The sequence below is a fragment of the Streptomyces sp. NPDC056231 genome (genome assembly GCF_048270745.1).
Taxonomy (GTDB): Bacteria; Actinomycetota; Actinomycetes; order Streptomycetales; family Streptomycetaceae; genus Streptomyces.
On record NZ_JBLVKW010000001.1, the window covers coordinates 44,997 to 64,204 of the forward strand.

Below are 19,208 nucleotides of genomic sequence, written 5' to 3' on the forward strand. Positions count from 1 at the left end.
CTCCTGCTCGCCGCCCGTTCCCGTCCCAGCATTCCGAGCCTAGCCCGGTGCCGATGAATTCGTAGCGGCTGCGCCGTCTGTACTCTGCAGGCACGATCGCCTGCAGGACCTGTATCAGGAGGGCGCGCCCATGTCCGGACCCGAACCCGTCGCCGAGCTGCATCACGAGTACAGCGACAAGAGAGCCACCGCCCGCCCGTGGTCGGAAGCCGTGGGTGTGCTGACGCAGGCAGAGGTGTTCTGGCTGTCCACGGTCCGCCCGGACGGCCGCCCGCACGTCACTCCGCTGATCGGGCTATGGACGGACGGCACGCTGCACTTCTGCACGGGCCCGACGGAGCGCAAGGCGCGGAACCTGGCGGAGAACCCGGAGGTCGTGCTGACGACCGGCACCAACACCCTGTCCCGGGGCTTCGACGTGGTGGTCGAGGGCAGGGCGGTCCCGGTGACGGACGAGACCCGGCTGACCCGGCTGGCGGAGCTCTGGGAGGAGAAGTACGGCGCGGACTGGCACTTCGAGGTCCACGCGGGCGCGTTCGCGAACGGTGCGGGCGGACGCGCCGACGTGTTCGGCGTGACCCCGCGCAAGGCATTCGGCTTCGGCAAGGGAGAGCCGTACAGCCAGACGCGCTGGCTCTTCGGCTGAGAGCCTGTCGGGTGACCTTCGATCGGATAGCGGACGCGGTCTGGTGCGTGCGATTCCAAGGCGGCGGGATGTCCTCGTAGCGGAGCTACTAGGATATTTCGGCAACGCGGGAAGCGTGCGTGCCAGGGCGTGGCCGCCCGATCAGAGGTCACCCGACAGGCTCTGAGCGCCGAGAGCTGAGCGCTGACCCCTGGCGCAGGCCCGCGCAGCGGAACCGCGCGGGCCGCCAGGGCGTTGGCGGGGCATGGTGATGATGTCGAGCCTGCTGTTGATGGCCGTACTGGTCCTGGTGCCGTTCCTGTTGGCATCGGCCCGTCATGTGGTCGTACGCACCGGCCGCCCCGACTGGTTACGCCGCGTCCTCGCGGCCCGCACCCCTCGTCACGGGCTGGGCGTGGGGGCCTCGGTCGCCGACGAACTGCACGCGTTCCTGAATTCGGCCAAACGTGTGCAGATCGAGCACCGGGTGGAGGAGCAGGTCCTCAAGGACGACGCCCCGGACGGTGCACCGCCCCGGATGGGGGTGGATCTGGACGCACGGACGGCCGTGTTCCACGCCGGTCCCGTACCACCGCCGTCCCCGTGCAAGCGCGCCGACGGATCACGCGGCGCCTGAGCGAGAACCGCTCAGGCGCCCCGGGACCGGCTACCTGCCGTTGCCGGCAACGGGCTTCGTACCGATGACGACGGTCGCGTACAGCTCGTCGGAGGTGACCACCCGCGCAGTCAGCCCGCTCCGGGCGACGGTCTCCTGGGCCCGCGCCGCCTGCCGTTCACTCGTCTCGACCAGCAGATGCCCACCCGGTGCGAGCCACCGAGGCGCTTCGGCCGTCACTCTGCGCAGCACGTCGAGCCCGTCGCCCCCACCGTCGAGCGCCACCCTCGGTTCATGGACCCGGGCCTCCGCGGGCAGGAGTTCGACGTCCTCGCTGGGTACGTACGGCACATTGGCGAGCAGAATCCCGACGCGGCCGCGCAGCGAGGCGGGCAGCGGTTCGAAGAGGTCACCCTCGTACACCTCCCCCGCGCCGGCGACATTGCGGCGCGCGCACCGCACCGCGGCGGGTTCGACATCGCTGGAGTGCAGCTCGACGAGGTCCAGGGCGGCAGCGAGCGCGGCGCCCAGCGCACCGGAACCGCAGCACAGATCGACGACGACGGCAGGTCCGTCCGAGGGGCGTACGAGACCGACAGCCTGGTCGACAAGGAATTCGGTACGGCGCCGGGGGACGAATACACCGGGGTCCACGCTGATCCGCAGACCACGGAACTCGGCCCAGCCGAGGACGTGTTCGAGGGGGATTCCGGCTGTCCGCCGGTCGACCATGGCCGCGAGTTCGGCCGGATCCACGGCTGTGGAGAGGATCAAATCCGCCTCGTCCTCGGCGAATACACAGCCGGCGGCGCCAAGTCTGTTGACGATGACGGAGTAAGGGAGCGGTGTCGAGGAAAGCGACATGGAGCGGAGCCTTTCGGAATGCCGATGGGTGCTCCGCGGTCCGCCTATACCGGTCCGACCACGCAATCGCGAGAGATGAGCACCCAGCCTGATACAGCGGTAATGGGTCTCACCTCCTCGGTCCGTCCCTGTGCTGGGGTCGGCAACACTACCCGAATCGAGTCCCGGTGCCTGCCACGGGCCGGACCGGGCGGTACGCGCGGACGGCCGGTCACGAACGGCGGCCGCCACCGCCGTCGTAGAACCGGTTGTGGACCGCTATAGAGGTGTTGTTCGCGCGGGTGTGCCGGATCGCTTCGCGATGCTGCCGCTCGATCTGCTGGCCGTCGAAGTTCTCGGTCCTGCGCCGCGACCTCAGCTGCAGTCTGACGATGAGCGCGACGATTAACGCCAGCAGCCCACCGAGCAGCACGAGCACGTGTGTCATGAATCCCCCGTGTCTGATCCGACCTTCTGTCCGCAGTGTCGCCCACCGGACACACCTCGTCCAGAGTCAGCCGGCGCGCATCCGCTCCGGGCCCGGAGCGAGCCGCAGCGGTGCAATGGCAAGATCCGGCCTCTCTTGCGATCCTGGACAGGTGGCACACCGCACCTCTCCGGATGAATCGAACTCCCGTCAACCGACCGATGCGGTCCGCACTGACTACACGGGCGCAATCTATGGTTCGCTCCTGGCCGCATCAGTGGTGGCCGGGGCCAGTGCGCTCGGCCACTATCCACGCTTTGAGCTCGTGGTGCTTCTGCTGTGCACCGGTGGGGTGTTCTGGGCCGCGCACGTCTACGCCGATTTTGTCGGGGACCGGTTGAAGCACGAGGCCGTGACGTGGCGGGAGATCCGCCACGTCATGGCTCGCCAGTGGCCGATCGTGCAGTCGGCCTTCCTGCCGGCCGCCGCTGTCGCGATCAGTCCGTTCCTGGGCCTGGGTCTCGAAGGGGCGGCTTGGCTCGCGCTGGGCGTCGCTGTGGCCCAGCAAGTCAGCTGGGCCAGTGCCGCTGTCATCCGGGCCGGCGCCTCGCGCGGTGCAGTGGCGTCCGTCGCTGCCGTCAACCTGGTGCTCGGGCTCATCATCGTGGCCGCCAAGGTCGCGCTCCAGCACTGAGTTCTGGAAAACCGTCGCGCCGCGAGTCACCGTCGGCTCACATCGCATCCGCTCGCGCGTAGTGCGGCTCGTGGCACCCGTGAAGACGATCAGCCGCATATCTCTGCCCCGTCGCACCGCCCAGGGCGGGTGAAACGGCTTCGGGCCGACGGCACGGAACCGTCGGCCCGAAGCCGCGTACGTTCGCTCGGACAGCGCCGGCCTGCGACTACAGCACCGGCAGCAGTGCCTTCAGCTCGAAGGCCGTGACCTCGCTGCGGTACTCCTCCCACTCCTGCTTCTTGTTGCGCAAGAAGAAGTCGAAGACATGCTCGCCGAGCGTCTCGGCGACCAGTTCGCTCTTCTCCATCAGCGAGATCGCCTCGCCCAGGTTCTGCGGCAGCGGCTCGATGCCCATCGCGCGGCGCTCGGCGTCGGACAGCGCCCACACGTCGTCGTCGGCGCCTGCCGGGAGTTCGTACCCCTCCTGGATGCCCTTGAGGCCCGCGGCGAGCAGCACCGCGTACGTCAGATAGGGGTTGGCGCCGGAGTCGATGGAGCGGACCTCGACACGGGCCGAACCGGTCTTGCCGGGCTTGTACATCGGGACTCGGATCAGCGCGGAACGGTTGTTGTGGCCCCAGCAGATGTACGAGGGGGCTTCGCCGCCGGCGCCCGCGGCGCGCGAGGAGCCTCCCCAGATGCGCTTGTACGAGTTGACCCACTGGTTCGTCACGGCGGAGATCTCCGCGGCGTGCTTCAGCAGGCCGGCGATGAAGGAGCGGCCGACCTTGGAGAGCTGATACTCGGCGCCCGACTCGTAGAACGCGTTGCGGTCGCCCTCGAAGAGGGAGAGGTGGGTGTGCATGCCGGAGCCGGGGTGCTCCGAGAACGGCTTCGGCATGAACGTCGCCTGCACGCCCTGCTCCAGCGCCACCTGCTTCATGACGAGACGGAAGGTCATGATGTTGTCGGCGGTCGAGAGCGCGTCCGCGTACCGCAGGTCGATCTCCTGCTGGCCGGGGGCGCCCTCGTGGTGGCTGAACTCGACGGAGATGCCCATGGATTCGAGCATGGTGATCGCCTGGCGACGGAAGTCCATGCCGACGTTCTGCGGGGTGTGGTCGAAGTAGCCGGAGCTGTCGGCGGGGGTCGGGCGGCTGCCGTCGACCGGCTTGTTCTTCAGCAGGAAGAACTCGATCTCCGGGTGGGTGTAGAAGGTGAAACCCAGGTCGGAGGTCTTGGCAAGGATGCGCTTGAGCACATAGCGCGGGTCGGCGAAGGACGGCGAACCGTCGGGCATCAGGATGTCGCAGAACATTCGCGCGGTGCCGGGGGCCTCCGCACGCCAGGGCAGGATCTGGAAGGTGCCCGGATCCGGCTTGGCGATCATGTCGGACTCGTACACCCGGGCGAAGCCCTCGATGGCAGAGCCGTCGAAGCCGATTCCCTCGTCAAACGCCTGTTCCAGCTCGGCAGGGGCCACGGCAACGGACTTGAGATACCCGAGCACATCGGTGAACCACAGGCGCACAAAGCGGATGTCGCGCTCCTCAAGTGTCCTGAGGACGAATTCCTGCTGCTTGTCCATAGCCACATCCTTGCAGTTCAGACGGTCTGTGCACCACCGCCCGGGATAGGGAGAAGCTCCAGTATCACGACCCGGGATTTCACCCAGATTACGCACTCGACGTGAGATGGAGCACTCGGCCACCCACTACGATCGGCGGCCATGGTGTGCGGGCCTTCGAAGGAGAGGCCCCAGGGGCGGAACGGCGTCGCAGCTGCCCCGTGCGCGCCGGTACCCCGATCCGTTCCTGTCCCTCCCCGCCCATTCGCAGAAGGACCGAAGGACCAGACGACATGAGCTTCGACCGCAGGACCCGCATAGAGCAGATGCGCAACACCGACCGTGCACGCGACCGTCGCAACCGCGCCCTCGCCATAGGGCTGAGCGCCCTCGTCGTCGCTGGTCTGGTCGCCTTCGGTTCCTACGCGCTGCTGGACAGGTCCGAGGCTGCGGACAAGACGAACACCGTCGCGGCCGACGAAGCGACGCCGTCCGCGGCGGAGAAGAAGGTGCTGGCCGCCGAGCCGATCGAGGGGCTCAAGACGTGGGACGCGAAGAAACTAACCCGCAACCACGTCACCAAGGCGGTCACGTACCCGATGAAGCCTCCGGTCGGCGGTGACCACAGCCCCGTCTGGATGAATTGCGACGGCGAGGTATACAAAAAGGCGATCCCCGACATGAACGCCGTGCACTCGCTGGAGCACGGGTCGGTGTGGGTGACATACACGGACAGGGCGTCGGCCGCCGACGTGGCCGAGCTCGCGGCCCTGGTCGGGAAGACGCCGTACTCGCTGATGAGCCCGTACCAGGACCAGGCCGGCACGATCATGCTGAGCGCCTGGGGCAAGCAGGTCACCGTGGACAGCGCCGATGACCCGCGGGTCGGCCGGTTCTTCGCCAAGTTCGTGCAGGGGGAACAGACCCCGGAGCCGGGTGCGGCGTGCACGGGCGGGCTGGGGTCCCAGTGACCAGTACGAAACAGTGGGTGGCCGGTTCCGCCGTCGCCCTCGCGCTGCTCCTCGCGGGGGTGGCGACGGTCGCCTCGGCGCGGGACGACACGGCGGACGCGAAGCAGCCCGGAGCGGCCGCCGCGGCCGTCCGGGTGCCCGGCCCGGACTCGGCCGACGCAGGGTTCGCCCGCGACATGGCGGTCCACCATCAGCAGGCCGTGGAGATGTCCTTCATCGTGCGTGACCGTACGCAGGACGAGGAGGTACGCCGTTTCGCGTACGACATCGCCAATACCCAGGCCAATCAGCGGGGCATGCTGCTCGGCTGGCTGGATCTGTGGGAGTTGCCGAAGGTGGCCGCCGGGCAGGAGCCGATGGGGTGGATGACGCCCCGCGGTGGACACGGCACGCACGGTGACCACGCCATGGACGGGATGGCCGGCATGGGGGACGCGGGCGGGCCGGACGGCGCCTTCACCGCGCATGACGGCGCTCTCATGCCCGGCATGGCCACCCGGACCGAACTCGACCGGCTCAGGAAGGCGAGCGGCAAGCAGGCCGAGATCCTGTTCCTGCAACTGATGACCGACCACCACAAGGGCGGCGTGGCCATGGCGCGCGGCTGCGCCGAGCTCTGCACGGTGAAGGCGGAGAAGCGGCTCGCCCAGGGCATGGTCGAGGCTCAGCAGTCCGAGCTGGACGCGATGGCACAGATGCTGGCGGCGCGCGGGGCGAAGCCCAGGTCCTGAGGCATTCCGCCGGCCCCGCAGCAGCATGGATGCACCCGAATGGGTGATAGCGGTCGCGCGCCCCGAACGGGCCCATGACGATGGGTTCGCTCGGGGTCGGACCGCAGTGCCCATCGGCACCAGGAGGAATTCCTCATGACCACCGCCAAGGACATCATGCACACCGGGGCCCACTGGATCCCCGCGCACGAGACGCTCGACCGCGCCGCCCAGATGATGCGCGAACACAACGTCGGCGCACTGCCGATCTCGGCCAACGGCGAGAAGGACCGGATGGTCGGCATCCTCACGGACCGCGACATAGTGGTCGGCTGTGTGGCGATGGGCCACGACCCGTCGAGGGTGACCGCGGGTGAACTCGCCCAGGGAACGCCGCGCTGGATCGATGCGAACGCAGAGGTCAACGAGGTTCTGGAAGAAATGCAGAGCCACCGGATCCGCCGGCTCCCCGTGGTCGAGAACAAGATGCTGATCGGCATGATCAGCGAGGCCGACCTCGCCCAGCACCTTTCCGAGGACCAGATCGCCGGCTGGGCGGAGAAGGTCTACGCCCGCCGCTGACCGGCGTTCGGCAACGCGCCACTGCGGGCCCGGCACCCCTGACAACGGGGGTGCCGGGCCCGCGTGCGAGGCATACCCAGCGGGGGTAGGGTCCCTGGCATGGGCCCGAAACAGAGTGCGGCATACGGACAGCTGTTGCTGTTTGCCGCGCTGCTGTTCGGGATCTTCACCATGCACACCGTCGGGCATCCGGAGGAACACAGCGGCCTTGAGGCTGTGGTGACGGCGGGCCACGTGCGGGACCAGGGAGCTCAGGGAGTACACCCGGCGAGCGCCATGACGGAGCCCTCGGTGGAGCACTCCTCCGTCCCGCCCCTGCCGAGGGGCGACGGCACGGACCCGATGGCAGTCTGTCTCGCCGTGCTGGGCGCCTGGGGTCTCGCCCTGCTCGTCGGCCGGCTGATCGCGGAGCATCTCCTCGTGGCCGCCGGGGCGCTGTTGTCGCGTGCGCTGCGGTCCGGCCCCTCGCCCGCGATGACGGTTCCCGCCCGGTTGTCGGTGCTTCGGATATAGGAGCGGGTCGCTCCGCATCCCTCCTTCAGCCCACGCCGACAGCAGCAGAGGTGTTCCAGTCATGCCCACTCAACCCACTCGACGCGCCGTGCTCGGCGCCGGAATCGCCATGGCCGGCACGGGAGTTCTGGCCGCCTGCTCCAGTGGTACGGACCCGCAACGGCACGCCGCGAACCCTGGCCCCACGCATCACGACGCCATGAACCACAGCCCGTCGCCCGCGTCGGGGAGCCGCGGAGAGTACATCTCCCCCGGCGACCCGGAGGTCGCGGCGGTCGAGGCGAAGCGGGGCTCCGGCCCCGTACGGAAGATCGACCTCACCGCCACCCCGGGCCGCCTCGATCTGGGCGGCGGGCTCACCGTCAGCTCCTGGTCCTTCGGGGGCCGGCTGCCCGGCAAGGAAGTCCGGATCACCGCGGGCGACACCTTGGCAGTCAACCTCGCGAACCACCTGCCGACGTCGACCACCGTGCACTGGCACGGCCTCCATGTGCGCAACGACATGGACGGTGTTCCCGAACTGACCCAGTCGGCCATCAAACGGAGCGCGGAGTTCACGTACCGCTTCGCGGTGCCGCAGTCGGGGACGTACTGGTTGCATCCGCACCAGGGCGTCCAGCAGGACCGCGGTCTGTACGCGCCACTGATCGTCGATGATCCGAAGGAGCCCCTGTCGTACGACAAGGAGTGGGTCGTCGTGCTCGACGACTGGCTCGACGGAGTGGAGGGTTCCACTCCGGACGCGGTGCTGGCCGAGCTCAGCCACGGCATGGGTGGCATGGAACACGGGTCTTCCGGGGCCGATGACAAGCCCCGCTCCGCGTCCGGGCCCTCGCGGATGCTGAGGGGCGCCCGGAGCGGACTGCTCGGCGGTGACGCGGGCAGTGTCGACTACCCGTACTACCTGATCAACGGCCGCGTCCCGAAGGACCCGACCACGTTCACCGCGAAGCCCGGCGACCGGATCCGGGTGCGCATCATCAACGCGGGCGGCGACACCCCGTTCCGCGTCGCGCTCGGCGGCCACCGGATGACCATCACCCACGCGGACGGCTTCCCGGTCCGGCACACCACGACGGACGCACTGCTGCTGGGCATGGGCGAGCGGTACGACGTGCTGGTCACCGCGCGGGACGGGGTGTTCCCGCTGACGGCGGTCGCCGAGGGCAAGAGGGCATCGGCGCTGGCCCTGCTCCGTACCGGCGGCGGCGCGGCGCCGTCCGCCTCCGTGCTGCCCGATGAACTGACCGGGCAGCTGGTGTCGGCCTTCGAGCTGAAGCCGGACGAGTCGGTGGCGCTGGCCGCCCGCAAGCCCGACCGGACGATCCGGATCAAGATGACCGGCAGCATGAGGGCGTTCGACTGGGGCTTCGACCACCAGAAGTACGACCCCGCTCGGCGCCACGGGGTCAGGCCGGGCGAGCGGGTCCGGCTGGAGTTCTACAACATCACGGAGATGTGGCACCCGATCCATCTGCACGGGCACACGTTCGGCCTCGCGGGACGTGCCGGACCGCGCTCGGTGCTGGGCAGGGCTCCCGGGGCGCGCAAGGACACCGCGATCGTTCTGCCCAAGAGGTCGGTGGCCGTGGAGTTCGACGCGGACAACCCGGGGCTGTGGATGCTCCACTGCCACAACGTCTACCACTCGAACATGAACATGATGACGGTCCTCGGCTACCGCCGCTGACCAGGTCCTGGCGGGCCGCGCCGGCCGCGGCAGCGGAAGTACGGCCCGCCAGGATATCGCGTCAGAAAGACGATTACACTGAGGCGCGTGCCTCAACTACGCCTCGCACTGAATCAGATCGACTCGACCGTCGGTGACCTCGCCGGCAACGCCGAGGCGATCGTCCACTGGACCCGGCACTCCGCCGAACAGGGCGCCCATCTGGTGGCGTTTCCCGAGATGGTGCTGACCGGTTACCCCGTCGAGGATCTGGCCCTGCGGTCGTCCTTCGTCGAGGCGTCGCGGAACGCGCTGTCTGCGCTCGCCGCCCGCCTAGACGCGGAGGGCTTCGGGGAGCTGCCGGTCGTCGTCGGCTACCTCAACCGTTCAGAGAAGGCCCAGCCGCGCTACGGCCAGCCTGCCGGCGCTCCGCAGAACGCCGCCGCGGTTCTGCACCGGGGGCGGGTCGCGCTGTCCTTCGCCAAGCACCACCTGCCCAACTACGGGGTCTTCGACGAGTTCCGGTATTTCGTGCCGGGCGATTCGATGCCCGTCGTACGGGTCCACGGGGTCGACGTGGCGCTCGCGATCTGCGAGGACCTCTGGCAGGACGGCGGCCGGGTGCCGGCCGCGCGCGCCGCCGGGGCCGGGCTGCTGCTGTCGATCAACGCCTCGCCGTACGAGCGCGACAAGGACGACACCCGCCTGGAACTGGTCCGCAAGCGGGCGCAGGAGGCCGGCTGCACCACCGCCTATCTGGCGATGATCGGCGGGCAGGACGAGCTGGTCTTCGACGGCGACTCGATCGTCGTCGACAAGGACGGCGACGTGATCGCCCGTGCTCCGCAGTTCGCCGAGGGCTGCGTCGTCCTCGACCTGGAGCTGCCCGCCGCGGCGCCCGAGGCGCCGTCCGGGGTGGTGAACGACGGACTGCGGATCGACCACGTGGTCCTCTCCGACGAGCCCCTCCCCGCCTACGAGGCGGAGCTGACCGGCGGCTACGCCGAGCGGCTCGACGACGACGAGGAGCTGTACTCCGCGCTGGTCGTGGGCCTGCGTGCGTACGCCGCCAAGAACGGCTTCAGCAGTGTGCTGATCGGGCTGTCCGGCGGGATCGACTCGGCGCTCGTCGCGGCCATCGCGTGCGATGCGCTGGGCGCGCAGAACGTCTACGGCATCTCGATGCCGTCGAAGTACTCCTCGGACCACTCCAAGGGCGACGCGGCGAAGCTGGCGCGCCGTACCGGGCTGAACTTCCGCACCGTGTCGATCGAGCCGATGTTCGACGCATACATGAAGTCGCTGGGGCTCACCGGTCTCGCCGAGGAGAACCTCCAGTCGCGGCTGCGCGGCACGATGCTGATGGCCGTCTCCAACCAGGAGGGCCATATCGTCCTCGCTCCGGGCAACAAGTCGGAGCTGGCGGTCGGTTACTCGACGCTGTACGGGGACTCCGTCGGCGCGTACGGGCCGATCAAGGACGTCTACAAGACGTCGATCTTCCGGCTGGCGAAGTGGCGCAACCGGGCCGCTGAGGAACGCGGCCAGACCCCGCCGATCCCGGAGGCGTCCATCACCAAGCCGCCCAGCGCCGAGCTGCGGCCCGACCAGGTCGACACGGACTCGCTGCCCGACTACGACGTGCTGGACCGGGTCCTGGAGCTGTACGTCGACCAGGACCTGGGGCTGGAGTCGATCGTGGCGGCCGGGTTCGACGAGACGCTGGTGACGAGGACGCTGCGGATGGTGGACACGGCGGAGTACAAGCGGCGGCAGTACCCGCCGGGCACGAAGATCTCCCCGAAGGGCTTCGGCAAGGACCGACGGCTGCCGATCACCAATCGGTGGCGCGAGTCGGGGTGAGCGGCGACGTCCCTCGCGGGTCTACCGGGAGTGAATCCATGGGATGTCGCGTCTGCTCAGGAACCACTCCGCCGGGGACGTGGGGGACGTGGGGTCGTCGGTGCCGTACCGGTGGATGTAGGCGTCGCGGTGTACGCGGTCAGGATCGAAGCCGAGCGCCCCGAGCTGCTTCTCGACTGCGCGCACCATGCCCGAGGGTCCGCTGATGCAGGCCTGGCGGCCAGGTCGGTTACGGGCGTACTCACCGACCTGCCGCAGCAGTTCGGCGTCGGCGTCCTCCGGTTCCCCGCCCTCCGGTGGCAGCGCCGCTGTGACGTCCAGCCAGTCGTACGTCTTGGCCAGCCGCTCCAGGCCGTCGAGGTCGTAGACCTCGCGCTCGGTGCGGGCGCCGAGGATCAGCCTCACTTCACCCGGCCGGGGCAGGGCCGCGGCCGCCTCTATGATCGCCTTCACCGGCGCCCAGCCGGTACCCCCGGCCACGCACAGCAGACCGTGACCGGAATCGGGCGGCAGGGTCATGCTGCCGGTCGCGGGGCCGAGACGGACGCTGCCTCCGGAGCGGACCCGGTCCACCAGTGAGGTGCTCAGTCGGCCGCGCTCGATGCGGCGCACATGGAATTCCAGGGTGCCGTCCATGCGCGGAGCGTTGGCGATCGAGTACGGGCGCCAGACCTGGGGCGCCTCGGGCACGGTCAGCGCGGCGTGCTGACCGGCCTCGAAGGGATAGGGAAGGTGCGGGCGCACCGTGAGAACGGCGATGTCATCGGTGCGCAGCTCGTGGTGCACGACCTCCGCATCCCACCAGCGGGGCGTCGACGCAGGGACCTCTTCGGCCGCAGCGATCATCACCTGCGAGATGAGGTCGTAGGCCGCGACCCACGCCTCCTCGACCTCCTGCGTCCAGGCGTCGCCGGCAAACACCTTCAGCGCCGCGATGAGGCTGGCACCCACGGCCGGGTAGTGCTCGGGACGGGTATCGAACTTGCGGTGGTCGAAGCCGAGGGGGCGCAGATACGCCACGAGCGCTTCGGGGTCGGCGGTGTTCATGGCTGCCGTGGTGAGGGCGGCGAAGAGCCGGTCCTGCTGCTCGTCCATCTGCTCCGGGAACATGTGGCGGACGCCGGGGTTGTGGTGAAACAGGTGGGCGTAGAAGTACTTGCTCAGCTGATCCGCACGCCGTTCGACGACAGAGAAGCTCCACTCGATGAGTGCAGTATTTATGGACACGGGGGGCAATAATATCCGCGAAGTTCCTGACTCTTCACACTATGTGCACTCCGCACGCCCCAGCCCCCGACGGGGCAGGTCTCACAGTTCGATGCGAGCGGCGATCGGCAGGTGGTCGCTGCCCGTCGCCGGGAGCGTCCACGACGACATCGGCTCGACCCCCTTCACCATGATCTGGTCGATCCGGGCCATCGGGGACGACGCGGGCCAGCTGAAGCCGAAGCCGTGGCCGGCCGCGCCCTGGGTGGACCTCATCTGCGAGGTGACCTCATTGAGCGAGCGGTCGTTCATCGTGCCGTTGAGGTCACCGAGCAGGATCACCTTGCCGAGGCGTTCGTGGGCGATGGCCTCGCCCAGGGCGTCTGCACTGTCGTCGCGCTGGTTGGCGGTGAATCCGGCGTGCAGCTTGACCCGTACGGACGGCATATGGGCCACATAGACGGCGACCTCGCCCTTGGGCGTCGTCACCGTGGAACGCATCGCCCGGGTCCAGCCCATCTTGATGTCGACCGGCCGGGTGTTGCTCATCGGGTACTTGCTCCACAGGCCGACGGTCCCCTGCACCGAGTGGTGCGGGAAGCGGTCGGCGAGCGCCGCCTCGTACGTCGACACCTGGCCGCTCGGCAGCTCCTGCAGGGCGATGATGTCGGCGCCTGAGCCCGCGACCTTCCGGGCGGTGCCCGCGGGGTCGGGGTTGCCGGCGTTGACGTTGTGGGTGGCCACGGTGAGGTCGCCGCCGCTGCCCGACTTGTCGGTGAGCAGCCCGCCGAAGAGGTTGAGCCAGACCACGACCGGCAGCAGCAGGGCGATCAGCGCGGTCGCCGAGCGACGCACCAGGCCCAGGATCAGCAGCAGCGGGACGAACACGCCGAACCACGGCAGGAACGTCTCGCTGAGGCTGCCGAGGTTGCCGATGGTGTTCGGGATCTCCGCGTGGAACACCATCACGAGGGTGAGGAGCACCGCGCAGGCGGCGAGGACGATGCCGCGCCGCCACATCCCCTTGCCACTTGTCCATCTGTCGCGCAGGTACCGGAAGCGGGACTCGGCGCGCTGCGGTCCCGCGCTGCCGTACCCGGTGTCCGCCCTGTACGCCTGCACCATTGCGCCGTCCTCACTGCTCCGCTGTACCCATCGCCGCGCTTCCCGACCCTAGGCGATGAGCAACGCCTTTCCTGCCGCCCACGACGGCCGTACTGTCACGAGGACGAAGGACGCGGTCCGGCGAGTTCCAGCCAGAGGGATCTTGTGAGCGTTGTGACACAACGATCACATTCGGGCAGAGCCGGGCGTGTCATGCCTGGCCTGCGCTTTTGCCGGGCAGAAGGGTGGCGGGGGCGGTTGCCCGGGCGGGGACCGGGGCGGTGTCGGAAGCCGGGCGCGGCGCCAGCCCCTCGACCAGCGCCCGGATGATCCGGTCGGCGAGGTCCTCCGGGAGCGGCGCGTCGGGCCGGTGAATGGTCCGTACGAGCATGGGACCGACGAACAGGTCGTCCATCAGCTCCACGTCCAGGTCCGCCCGGAGCTCGCCCGCTTCGACCGCCCGCCGCACGGCCGCCACCATCGCGACCCGCCGCGGTGCTATCACCGTGCACTGATACTCGGCCCACAGTTTGGGGTGGGTCTTCATCTGCGCGAAGACGTTGTGGAGGAGGACCGAGGTGCGCTGGGCGAGTCCGCGCCTGCGCAGCGACTCCAGCATCACGCGGAGATCGCTGAGCCCGGCGGTGCCGGAAATCTTCGGTTCCGGGGGTTCGATGGCGCGCAGCACGTCGACGAAGAGCTCTTCCTTGCCGCTCCAGCGCCGGTAGATGGTGGCCTTGCCGACGCCTGCGGTCCGGGCGATGCGCTCGATGGACAGCCCGGCGAGCGGTTCGCCCGCCTCCAGGAGTTCGACGACGGCGTCCAGGATCGCCCGCTCCGCCGCCGCACTGCGCGGTCGGCCGCGCCGCGGTTCCCGGTCCTCGTCCTGCGCCTGCCCCTGCACCTGCACCTGGCTCCACCTCTTCGCCGCGCCCGTCCGGGTCCCTGTCCCGATTCTCACCGACCGGGCGGTGTCCTGCTCCCGCCCCGGCCGTCCCCGTGTGTCCGGGGTGACCGGGGCGGGGCTTGTCAGCCGTCCGGGCCCGTGGCCGTCATGGCGTCATCGGCGCGCGCCCACGGGCACGGCCCGGTCGTCGTCGCCCTGTCCGGACCGCTGCCGGGCGGGCGGCTTGCCCGGCAGGAAGATTCCGACCACGAGCGCACCGATCAGGGCGACGCACGCGGAGCCGAGGGCGGTGACGTGCATGGCGCTGACGAACGCGTCGTTGGCCGCGCCGACCAGCGGAGCGCCCGCCGGACCGAGCTTCTCCGCGATGCCCAGGGTCGCCTCGATCGACTCTCCCGCCGCGTCCCTGGCCGCGGCCGGGAGCATACCGAGGTGGCCCTCGATTTCACCGCGGTAGACGGTGGACAGCACCGAGCCGAGGACGGCGATCCCGAGCGCCCCGCCGACCTGCCGGAACGTGTTGTTGATGGCCGATCCGGAACCGGCCTTCTCGCGCGGCAGCGCCTGCATCACGGCGACGGTGACGGGCGGCATGACATGAGCCATGCCGGTGCCCTGAACGAAGAAGACCAGACACATCACCCAGATGGGCGTGGTGGCGTCGAAGAGTGCGAACGCCGACAGTCCGAGCGCGACCAGCAGCATGCCGGCGGTGCACACCGCGCGGGAGCCGAACCGCTCGACGACCAGCCGGGCGCGCGGCGCGAAGATCATCTGTGCGGCGGCCAGCGGCACGATCAGGAGTCCGGACTGCAGGGCGCTGTAGCCGCGCACGCTCTGCAGGTAGAAGGCGGAGAAGAAGGTCACGCCCATCAGCGCGAAGAAGACCAGCGCCACAGCGGCGACGGCGGCGGAGAACGCGCCGTTCTTGAAGTACGCGATGTCGATGGCCGGGTGGCTGCTGCGCTTCTCGTGCCAGACGAATCCGGCCAGGACGGCGAGACCGCCGAAGATCGAGAGGAGCACGACGGCGTCGCCGAAGTCGGCGAGTTCGCCGCCGCGGATGATGCCGAACACCAGCAGGACCAGACCGACGATGGAGAGGAGGACCCCGAGCGGGTCGATCCGGCCCGGCTTCGGGTCCCGGGAGTCCGGCACCAGCACCGCCATCGCGATCAGCGCGATGATGACGACGGGCACGTTGACCAGGAAGATCGAGCCCCACCAGAAGTGTTCGAGCAGCAGTCCGCCGGTGATCGGACCGATGGCGATGCCCAGGCCGACGCTGCCGGCCCAGATGCCGATGGCCTTGGGCTGCTCGTCGCGCTCGAAGACGTTCATCAGGATCGCGAGTGTGGCGGGCATCACGAACGCGGCGCCGAAGCCCATCACGGCGCGCCAGGTGATGAGTTCGCCGGGCGAACCGGACATCGCGGCGAGCGCCGAGCCGATACCGAACAGCATGATGCCGAAGAGCAGGACCTTCTTGCGGCCGATGCGGTCGCCGAGCAGACCGGCGGTGAAGAGGAGTCCGGCGAAGACCAGCGTGTACGAGTTGATCGCCCACTCCAGCTCGCTCTGGGTGGCTCCGAGCCCGGTGGGCGACGGGCTCGCGATGGTCTTGACCGCGACGTTCAGGATCGAGTTGTCCAGCACCACGATCAGCAGGCTGAACATCAGAACGGTGAGGATCACCCAGCGGCGACGGTGGATCGCCTCGGGAACGCGAGGCACGGCGGCCGGAGGGCCGGAGGATATCGACATGACGGCGAGCGTATCCCATTTCGATACGAGACCGTCTCGTATTGGAAAGTCTTTGCCAGTCGTGCCCACTTCCCGTGGACGGCCCGGGATGCCACCATGGACGGGATCCGGGGACGCCGTCAGGGCGCCTCGAGATGACGAAGGAGCCGTTGACCATGACGCTTCAGGCTGCGCAGAACCAGCCCGCAACCCCCGCGGGGGCCCCCGCCGACAGCAGCAAGGCGCTGTACGGAGGCAAGAGCACTCGCCGCATCACCGTCCACGACATCGCCGCCGCCACCGAGCGCGGCGAGAAGTGGCCCATGCTCACCGCCTACGACGCGATGACCGCGTCCGTCTTCGACGAGGCCGGCATCCCGGTCATGCTCGTCGGCGACTCCATGGGCAACTGTCACCTCGGCTACGAGACCACCGTGCCTGTCACGATGGACGAGATCGCCATGCTGTCCGCCGCCGTCGTACGGGGCACCAAGCGCGCCCTCATTGTCGGCGACCTGCCCTTCGGGGCGTACCAGGAAGGGCCCGTCCAGGCCCTGCGCAACGCCACCCGGCTGGTCAAGGAGTCCGGCGTCGGGGCGGTCAAGCTGGAGGGCGGCGAAAGGTCGCTCCCTCAGACCGAGCTGCTCGTCTCGGCCGGCATCCCGGTCATGTCGCACCTCGGTCTGACCCCGCAGTCCGTGAACACCATGGGCTACCGGGTGCAGGGCCGCAGCGACGAGGCCGCCCACCGGCTGATCAGGGACGCCAAGGCGGCGCAGGACGCGGGGGCGTTCGCCGTCGTCCTGGAGCTCGTACCGGCCGAGGTCGCCGCCGAGATCACCCGCAGTCTGCACATCCCGACCGTCGGCATCGGCGCCGGTCCCGACACCGACGCCCAGGTGCTGGTCTACACCGACATGGTGGGGCTGACCGGCGGCAAGGTCCCGCGCTTCACCAAGCAGTACGCGAACATGCGCAAGGTGCTCGGTGACGCGGCGAAGGAGTTTGCGGACGAGGTCGTCGGCGGCACGTTCCCGCAGCCGGAGCACACCTTCCACTGACACGTGAGCAGGCGTGCTGGGCGGCGCGACGGGGCGAAGCCTGCCGGGAGGTGTACAGCCTTCCGGACGAGAGGCCCCAGGACATGACCGCCGGTCCCCTCCGGGGGATCACTGGCCACTGCCCGCACAACGACAGCCCGCCGACTTCCCCCATCGGCGGGCTGTCGGCGTGTGCCGGCCGCTGCAGGCGTTCCGTAGGCGGCCGTGTCGGCAGGATGTCGGTGGGCTGTCGGTGGCGGCTGGTCCCATGGTGGACATGACGCGAATCGACAAGAACCCCAGGAGCGGCGGCAACGCCGTCGAGGTGCGGGGGCTGGTCAAGCACTACGGCTCGACCAAGGCTCTGGACGGTGTGGACCTCGATGTGCGCGAGGGCACCGTCCTCGGTGTGCTCGGCCCCAACGGCGCCGGCAAGACCACCCTCGTACGCTGCCTGTCCACGCTGATCGTTCCCGATGCCGGGCACGCCACCGTGGCCGGCTACGACGTGGTGAAGCAGCCGCGACAGCTGCGCCGCGTCATCGGCCTGACCGGCCAGTACGCCTCGGTCGACGAGAAGCTCTCCGGCTGGGAGAACCTCTACATGATCGGGCGCCTCCTCGACCTGCCCCGCAGGACCGCGCGGGCCCGCGCCGACGAGCTGCTGGAGCGGTTCTCTCTCACCGAAGCCGCCAAGCGGCCCGCGATGAACTACTCCGGTGGCATGCGGCGCCGGCTCGACCTGGCCGCCTCGATGATCGGCAGCCCGGCCGTGCTGTATCTGGACGAGCCGACGACGGGGCTCGACCCCCGGACCCGTAACGAGGTCTGGGACGAGGTGCGGCGGATGGTCCTGGAAGGGGCGACCGTGCTGCTCACCACCCAGTACATGGAAGAGGCCGAGCAGCTCGCCGACGAGCTCACCGTCATCGACAGGGGCAGGATCATCGCCAGCGGCGGGGTCGACGAACTCAAGGCGAAGGTCGGCGGCCGCACCCTGCAGATCCGGCCCACGGACCCGGGCCTGCTGCCCGCCATGGCCCGGGCGCTCGCCGAGGCCGGTCTCGACGGAGTGGCTGGTTCACAGGCCGTCCCGGACGAGGGCATGTTGTACGTACCGATCCTCAGCGACGACCAACTGACCGCCGTCATCGGCCTGTTCGCCGACCGCGGTCTCTCCATCGCGCACATCGCCACCGTGCTTCCCAGTCTGGACGAGGTGTTCCTCGCCATCACCGGCGAGAAGACCGCGCCGTCCGTGACCGACACGATTCCCGAGGAGGTCGCGGCATGAGCACGGCGACTCTGACACCCGACGCCCCGACCGGCTCCGCACCGGCGAAGGTCCTCCCCGACGAGGGCCGGATCGGACTGCGCGGCAATCTGCGGCACATCGGGGCGCTGGTGCGGCGCAATCTGCTCCAGATCAAGCAGGACCCGGAGTCGATGTTCGACGCGCTCCTGATGCCGGTCATCTTCACGCTGCTGTTCGTGTACGTCTTCGGCGGCTCGGTCGGCGGAAGCCTGGGCGGCGGCCGGCAGGAGTACATCAACTATCTGATCCCCGGTCTGATGGCGATGATGGGCATGAACATCGCCTCAGCGGTCGGCACCGGTGTCAATGACGACTTCCGCAAGGGCGTCATGGACCGGTTCCGGACCATGCCGATCGCCCGTTCCTCGGTGCTGATCGCAAAGATCGTGGTCGAGCTCGGCCGGATGATGGTCGCCACGGTGATCCTGCTGGCCATGGGCTTCGCCCTCGGCCTGGAGATCAAGACCTCGGTGGTCGGCCTGCTGGAGGCGGTCGCACTGTCGGCGGTGTTCGGCGCCGCCATCATGTGGATCTTCATCCTGCTCGGGCTGTCCCTCAAGACGTCCCAGTCGGTTCAGGCCATGGGGTTCCTCGTGCTGATGCCACTGCAGTTCGGTTCATCGATCTTCGCCCCGACGGCCACGATGCCCGGCTGGCTCCAGGCCTTCACCGACTACAACCCGCTGTCCAATCTCGCGGACGCGGCGCGCGGGCTGATGCTCGGCGGTCCGGTGGCGCACTCGGTGTGGCTGACGCTCGGCTGGGCCGCGGCCATCACCCTGGTGACGGCGCCGCTCGCGGTCGCCAAGTTCCGCAAGAGGACCTGACACC

General features: G+C 69.2%; 19 protein-coding genes. 12 read left to right on the forward strand and 7 right to left on the reverse strand.

The features are described from left to right. Nucleotides 1–130 precede the first annotated feature (130 nt). Nucleotides 131–646 carry a pyridoxamine 5'-phosphate oxidase family protein gene (locus ACNPQM_RS00185; RefSeq protein WP_418082339.1) on the forward strand — a complete coding sequence of 172 codons (516 nt, stop codon included), beginning with the start codon at nt 131–133 and terminating at the stop codon, nt 644–646. Between the two features lie 271 nt (nt 647–917). After that, entirely contained in the window at nt 918–1,262 is a 345-nt protein-coding gene (locus tag ACNPQM_RS00190) for a DUF6191 domain-containing protein (RefSeq protein ID WP_418082340.1), read from the forward strand. Between the two features lie 30 nt (nt 1,263–1,292). On the opposite strand, the gene ACNPQM_RS00195 is transcribed toward ACNPQM_RS00190, so the two are convergent. Both ACNPQM_RS00195 and ACNPQM_RS00200 read right to left on the reverse strand, forming a co-directional pair. Then, the gene (locus ACNPQM_RS00195) at nt 1,293–2,105 is read right to left on the reverse strand and encodes a putative protein N(5)-glutamine methyltransferase (protein WP_418082341.1); all 813 of its coding nucleotides are present in this window, start codon (nt 2,103–2,105) and stop codon (nt 1,293–1,295) included. Nucleotides 2,106–2,316: 211 nt separating this feature from the next. Beyond that, nucleotides 2,317–2,532: a hypothetical protein gene (locus ACNPQM_RS00200; protein ID WP_418082342.1), complete on the reverse strand. Its 216-nt coding sequence runs from the start codon at nt 2,530–2,532 to the stop codon at nt 2,317–2,319. Nucleotides 2,533–2,683: 151 nt separating this feature from the next. On the opposite strand from ACNPQM_RS00200, the gene ACNPQM_RS00205 reads away from it, so the two are divergent. After that, complete coding sequence (locus ACNPQM_RS00205) at nt 2,684–3,205, forward strand: hypothetical protein (protein WP_418082343.1); 522 nt, start codon at nt 2,684–2,686, stop codon at nt 3,203–3,205. A 208-nt stretch (nt 3,206–3,413) separates the two neighbouring features. On the opposite strand, the gene glnA is transcribed toward ACNPQM_RS00205, so the two are convergent. Beyond that, nucleotides 3,414–4,775: a type I glutamate--ammonia ligase gene (gene glnA, locus ACNPQM_RS00210; RefSeq protein ID WP_358858499.1), complete on the reverse strand. Its 1,362-nt coding sequence runs from the start codon at nt 4,773–4,775 to the stop codon at nt 3,414–3,416. 272 nt (nt 4,776–5,047) lie between these two features. Between glnA and ACNPQM_RS00215 the strand changes: the two genes are divergently transcribed. From ACNPQM_RS00215 to ACNPQM_RS00240, 6 genes are all read left to right on the forward strand, one after another. Then, nucleotides 5,048–5,725, forward strand: a complete 678-nt coding sequence (locus ACNPQM_RS00215; RefSeq protein WP_358858500.1) for a DUF3105 domain-containing protein — start codon at nt 5,048–5,050, stop codon at nt 5,723–5,725. After that, nucleotides 5,722–6,456 (forward strand): DUF305 domain-containing protein, encoded by a 735-nt coding sequence (locus ACNPQM_RS00220; protein ID WP_418082344.1) that lies wholly within the window; start codon nt 5,722–5,724, stop codon nt 6,454–6,456. The genes ACNPQM_RS00215 and ACNPQM_RS00220 overlap by 4 nt, the downstream gene beginning before the upstream one ends. Nucleotides 6,457–6,591: 135 nt before the next feature. After that, nucleotides 6,592–7,017 carry a CBS domain-containing protein gene (locus tag ACNPQM_RS00225; protein ID WP_358858502.1) on the forward strand — a complete coding sequence of 142 codons (426 nt, stop codon included), beginning with the start codon at nt 6,592–6,594 and terminating at the stop codon, nt 7,015–7,017. Nucleotides 7,018–7,116: 99 nt separating this feature from the next. Then, a complete protein-coding gene (locus ACNPQM_RS00230; RefSeq protein WP_418082345.1) occupies nt 7,117–7,530 on the forward strand; it encodes a hypothetical protein in 414 nt (137 codons plus the stop codon). A 61-nt stretch (nt 7,531–7,591) separates the two neighbouring features. Then, entirely contained in the window at nt 7,592–9,220 is a 1,629-nt protein-coding gene (locus ACNPQM_RS00235; RefSeq protein WP_418082346.1) for a multicopper oxidase family protein, read from the forward strand. Nucleotides 9,221–9,307: 87 nt separating this feature from the next. Then, nucleotides 9,308–11,062: an NAD+ synthase gene (locus ACNPQM_RS00240; RefSeq protein WP_418082347.1), complete on the forward strand. Its 1,755-nt coding sequence runs from the start codon at nt 9,308–9,310 to the stop codon at nt 11,060–11,062. A 21-nt stretch (nt 11,063–11,083) separates the two neighbouring features. On the opposite strand, the gene ACNPQM_RS00245 is transcribed toward ACNPQM_RS00240, so the two are convergent. The 4 genes from ACNPQM_RS00245 to ACNPQM_RS00260 form a co-directional block, all read right to left on the reverse strand. Continuing rightward, complete coding sequence (locus ACNPQM_RS00245; protein WP_418082348.1) at nt 11,084–12,289, reverse strand: globin domain-containing protein; 1,206 nt, start codon at nt 12,287–12,289, stop codon at nt 11,084–11,086. Nucleotides 12,290–12,370: 81 nt separating this feature from the next. Beyond that, nucleotides 12,371–13,288: an endonuclease/exonuclease/phosphatase family protein gene (locus ACNPQM_RS00250; RefSeq protein ID WP_418082569.1), complete on the reverse strand. Its 918-nt coding sequence runs from the start codon at nt 13,286–13,288 to the stop codon at nt 12,371–12,373. A 295-nt stretch (nt 13,289–13,583) separates the two neighbouring features. Beyond that, nucleotides 13,584–14,282: a TetR/AcrR family transcriptional regulator gene (locus ACNPQM_RS00255; RefSeq protein ID WP_418082349.1), complete on the reverse strand. Its 699-nt coding sequence runs from the start codon at nt 14,280–14,282 to the stop codon at nt 13,584–13,586. A gap of 150 nt (nt 14,283–14,432) precedes the next feature. Beyond that, nucleotides 14,433–16,043, reverse strand: a complete 1,611-nt coding sequence (locus ACNPQM_RS00260; protein ID WP_418082350.1) for an MFS transporter — start codon at nt 16,041–16,043, stop codon at nt 14,433–14,435. Nucleotides 16,044–16,198: 155 nt separating this feature from the next. Between ACNPQM_RS00260 and panB the strand changes: the two genes are divergently transcribed. The 3 genes from panB to ACNPQM_RS00275 all read left to right on the forward strand — a co-directional run bounded on the left by panB (nt 16,199) and on the right by ACNPQM_RS00275 (nt 19,204). Further along, complete coding sequence (panB, locus tag ACNPQM_RS00265; protein ID WP_358858510.1) at nt 16,199–17,083, forward strand: 3-methyl-2-oxobutanoate hydroxymethyltransferase; 885 nt, start codon at nt 16,199–16,201, stop codon at nt 17,081–17,083. A gap of 247 nt (nt 17,084–17,330) precedes the next feature. Beyond that, nucleotides 17,331–18,356, forward strand: a complete 1,026-nt coding sequence (locus ACNPQM_RS00270; protein WP_418082351.1) for an ATP-binding cassette domain-containing protein — start codon at nt 17,331–17,333, stop codon at nt 18,354–18,356. Beyond that, entirely contained in the window at nt 18,353–19,204 is an 852-nt protein-coding gene (locus ACNPQM_RS00275; RefSeq protein WP_418082352.1) for an ABC transporter permease, read from the forward strand. The genes ACNPQM_RS00270 and ACNPQM_RS00275 overlap by 4 nt, the downstream gene beginning before the upstream one ends. Nucleotides 19,205–19,208: the final 4 nt, after the last annotated feature.